The following is a 3,778-nucleotide window of genomic DNA, read 5'->3' as shown; positions in this document are numbered from 1 at the left end:
CGCAAATTCTTTCGTCAACTATCGGCGCCTCAGCGCAGAAGCGATCAGGGATGAAGAGCGCTAGAGCGAACTTGCAATCGCGCCTTCGACCGGGACATGGGTGACCGTCATGTAAATGCGCAAACCCAAACCGGTGCAGCACGATCCTAGATCTTAAGCCGGAACCTTTTAGGGATTGCCGGGGTTAAAATTGCAGATTCCATTTCTTGTCAGCATCCTTTGGAATTGAAATTCGACGCTGGCTGCAATCTACAATCAGCGCCGAAACAAAATGCATGCTACGAGTGATTTCTAGGTTTCGTCAAAAGATGCTTCCTTCTTTCGTCTTGAGCGGCCCTTCAGCTTGATGTGGTAACGGTTGTGAGAAAGCCGATCGAGAACTGCATCTGCAATGATTGGATCGTCTATAAACGCATGCCAATCGTTGTATGGTCTCGGTCCGATGAAGATCGTAGATCGTGAGTGCACACGATCTTCGACAATTGCCAAAAGATCAGATTTGCCCTGCTGCGTCATTGGTGTGACGCCAATGTCGTCCAGCACCAACAACTCGTATTTCTCCAGCTTGGTTTTGAACTTTAGGTAGTTGCCGTCAGCTCGCGCCAACGCCATCTCATATAGAAGGTCATCGACCTTATAATACTTGGATTTGATCGCGCTCCTGATTGCTGCCGTTGCGATGCAACATCCGATCCAGGTTTTTCCCGTACCAGTTTCACCAGATATCAGGATGTTCCATCCACGCTTGACCCACGAGCACTGAAGGAGCTCGCGCAACCGGCGGTGCAAACGACCTGCGGCGGTTGTCTCGTTTGCGTGCGAGATGCTTGAGATAGAATGCCAAAGCGCCTTGAAGCTCGCATAGGTCTCGCCACGATAATTCATGGGAAAGGGAAGTATGGCATTGTGAGAAGGCGAAGGCACCGAGCATCCTTTTTTTAGACTTACTCCCGCTAAACTTTGCCCAGGAGAATCTAAAGCTCAACCAACAGAAGTAATTCGCAAAATCTGGGACCGCGTGAATATCTCTTGATCTGGCAACCCGAAGCTGACGACACGTGAATTATGCATTTGCAGCGAATGTCTCCTTTGCCGGGTGCATCGCAGCATTACGCTGACTGGATGAATGTCGGCTCTGGGCCGCTTGTCTCGACGCTGATTTTTCCTGTTTCAAAAGCGGACTTTTGCTGCGGCACAGAAATTCGGTAAAGTGGGCTCTTTTGAGACATTCGCCGCGACTGCGACCGGCATTTGGTTCAGTTTTGCACGCCAATGACTGGTGCGCGGACAAACCAGCCGTTGCTTTTTCAAAACGAACGGCTGCTTTGAATGCATTTGCTACAGCAGAAAAAACAGCGATGAAGCTCTTGCCTTAGTAGTCTGCCAGATAGCAGGCGTCGGATATATACGGGCTGTCAAGCAGTAGCGTGACGTTGCCGTCCAAATACCCCTCATAGAGACGGCTTCGGTTGGGTGGGTCATCATCGGATGCCACAAAAAGGAACCTGCGGTTCACCGGATCAAAATCAGTGATTTGGAAGCTTGCTCGGCTCTGGGGGAATGCGAATATAACGGGACCATGAAATTCAGTCCGAACTTCAAGACGCCCGTCGTTCCAGTTGTCCCAAAAACCGTATTGCTCGGTTTGCAGCAATAGTGCTGCGGTCGTGTCGGTAGCAAACATGCCCCTTTCGACCACCTCGCGTGTGGCGATATTGTAGCGCAAAAAGGAAAAGTCATCGAAGATAACTTCAAAAATATCTGGTGCGATGCGTGATAGTTGCCACGCATAAGGGAGGTCAGTCAAAAGCTCTGCGGGTTCGCCTTCGATATCAGCAACCCAGAGACTTGCCTCTTTGAACTCGTCAAAAATGCTGTATCGGTGCGAGACATATACCGCCTGCTTGTTGCCTTCATCATAAATAATTGATCGGCGTGATCGGCCATCGGGTTCAAAATTGGTTCCAAGCTGCACATCCAACGCGCCGCTCTGTGGATCTAAAAATGCAATCTCGAGGTCGGCGGTCAGTACTGTCAGTCTCGGTTCTGCACAGCTCAGAAACTCTGGTCCAAACTCGAAACGCGCGATCTCGGTCACGGTTGCGCGGTCATTGCCGGACAGGTGCAAAAGCTGATCGTCTTCCCACGGTTCGTCAAACATGGCGGGGTTCGAAATAACAGCAATTGTTTCTGACTTGGCGGCACTAGAGAGTAAAACACAGAGTTTGAGGATAAATAAAATCCGACAAAGCGTGCTTGGCCGGTATAAATTGTTCGACTTCAGCCTCCACAGGCCACGCTTCCAAGTGCGTGGAAAGGTTGTCGGCTGCTTCATGAGAAGTTCCGTGCTGTCTTAGGAGCACCATGCGAAACAGGCGCGGGAGCAAGTAAACTATGGTTGTAGGAGGGCAAATTATCATGCCTTCCATACCTTCTACGACATCCGAGTAAGTGGCACGTTCCCAATCGGTATCGTTGAAAAGGTCAACCTCATCGAGCCAATAAGCGCCGTCATAAGTCGCCAATGGCGATGGTTTCTCGACGCTGCCGAATGCATCGTAAAGCTTCTTTAATATCAGATCGCAGTCGCTGTTTTCCATTGTGCTAGTATACACCATACGCCTTCAGACGAAATCGCAAAGGGAATTGAGTCTGATAGTGGCAAAACCCCCTTCCTAAACCCACTTTGATATTGGCACGTTTCTGGCTGCAGTCCGATGAGCGTACATAGGTGCACGGGCTAGCATCTGTCAAATTGGGCTCTTTTCTGCCGTCCGTTGCCATTGCACGCTGCCAGTACCGCAGGGCATCGCAACAAACAAAAGCGCGATGAGGTATTCCGCCTCTTACCTTAGCTAAGCGGCTCCAATCACTCTCGAACAGAAGCCAGCCATCCGCTGCAACGCATTTTACCCATGTTTGTGAATGATAGATAACCTCGCAGCATCTTGAAATTTGATCCATGCCGCTCCATCAAAACTACTGACGCACTGACGACGTTTGCAGCAAAGGTAAGGTGACAAATAGACTACAATACCTTCAAAAAGCAGATGATGCCTGAATTGGATCGGCAAATGGCAGAAATCGGGTATATGCGCGAAGGGACACGCATGCCGATTTACTGGACCTACCCACATGCCGACAAGCGCCTTGCATGGGTTGTCTCCATTGATTTGGGTAGTTGGGGAAACGCGAGCTTCACTGTGATGGTTGCGCCCTATTGGATCCCGTGTCAGCACGCGGATGCGCCGTTCCCGCAATCTGTTGGGTATCATGCCACCTTAGCCCCCAATGGATGCGGCCGGGCCGAAAGCCATATTTGGCACACCTAATCATCCAAGCGTACCGAATCGGAACAGGCGCAGAGGTGCATTGACGAGGTCGTTGGCGCGTTGCAGGGGCCTGGTCATGATTGGTTACGGGCATACTCCACACCCGAAAAACTATTTGACCACTACCCTTCAGGCCGATTGGCGGCTGACCTTGGCAAATATGCAGAGGCCTTCAAATTGTACCGAGAAGAATATCAGTTAAATGTACGGTCGGCGCTGTTGGACATGAAGGCCAGTCACACGACACCACAAGAAAGTCAGCGTGATTGGGCGCGGCAGCGTGATGAACGAACGCTAATTGAATATCGTGATGCCTGCCAAAAGGCGGGGATGGATACAAAAGCATGCGACCACGAAATCTGGGCTGGCGAGCGCGAGCAGTTGATCGCGGATGAAGAAGTCTTTCGCGTGAATTATGAAAAGGACCGTAAGCGTTGCATCCGACC

Annotated in this window: 5 protein-coding genes; 2 read left to right on the top strand and 3 right to left on the bottom strand. The window is 50.7% G+C overall.

The window, feature by feature from the left end; translation table 11 throughout:
- Positions 1-291 precede the first annotated feature (291 nt).
- From TW80_RS17395 to TW80_RS17385, 3 genes are all read right to left on the bottom strand, one after another.
- A complete protein-coding gene (locus TW80_RS17395) occupies positions 292-924 on the bottom strand; it encodes an ATP-binding protein (RefSeq protein WP_162197209.1) in 633 nt (210 codons plus the stop codon).
- A gap of 448 nt (positions 925-1,372) precedes the next feature.
- Positions 1,373-2,161 (bottom strand): hypothetical protein, encoded by a 789-nt coding sequence (locus TW80_RS17390; RefSeq protein ID WP_045998746.1) that lies wholly within the window; start codon positions 2,159-2,161, stop codon positions 1,373-1,375.
- A 43-nt stretch (positions 2,162-2,204) separates the two neighbouring features.
- Complete coding sequence (locus TW80_RS17385) at positions 2,205-2,600, bottom strand: hypothetical protein (protein ID WP_157033341.1); 396 nt, start codon at positions 2,598-2,600, stop codon at positions 2,205-2,207.
- 450 nt (positions 2,601-3,050) lie between these two features.
- Here TW80_RS17385 and TW80_RS17380 point away from each other — a divergent pair, with 450 nt between their 5' ends.
- On the top strand, positions 3,051-3,332 hold the full coding sequence (locus TW80_RS17380; protein ID WP_045998744.1) for a hypothetical protein: 282 nt from the start codon (positions 3,051-3,053) through the stop codon (positions 3,330-3,332).
- A gap of 177 nt (positions 3,333-3,509) precedes the next feature.
- Positions 3,510-3,778: hypothetical protein (locus TW80_RS17375; RefSeq protein ID WP_157033340.1), on the top strand; the 269-nt coding region annotated here is incomplete at its 3' end.

The sequence above is a fragment of the Loktanella sp. S4079 genome (assembly GCF_000967725.1).
Taxonomy (GTDB): Bacteria; Pseudomonadota; Alphaproteobacteria; order Rhodobacterales; family Rhodobacteraceae; genus Yoonia.
The sequence above is the reverse complement of the archived record's forward strand: the minus strand, read 5'-3'. Positions and strand labels throughout refer to the sequence as shown.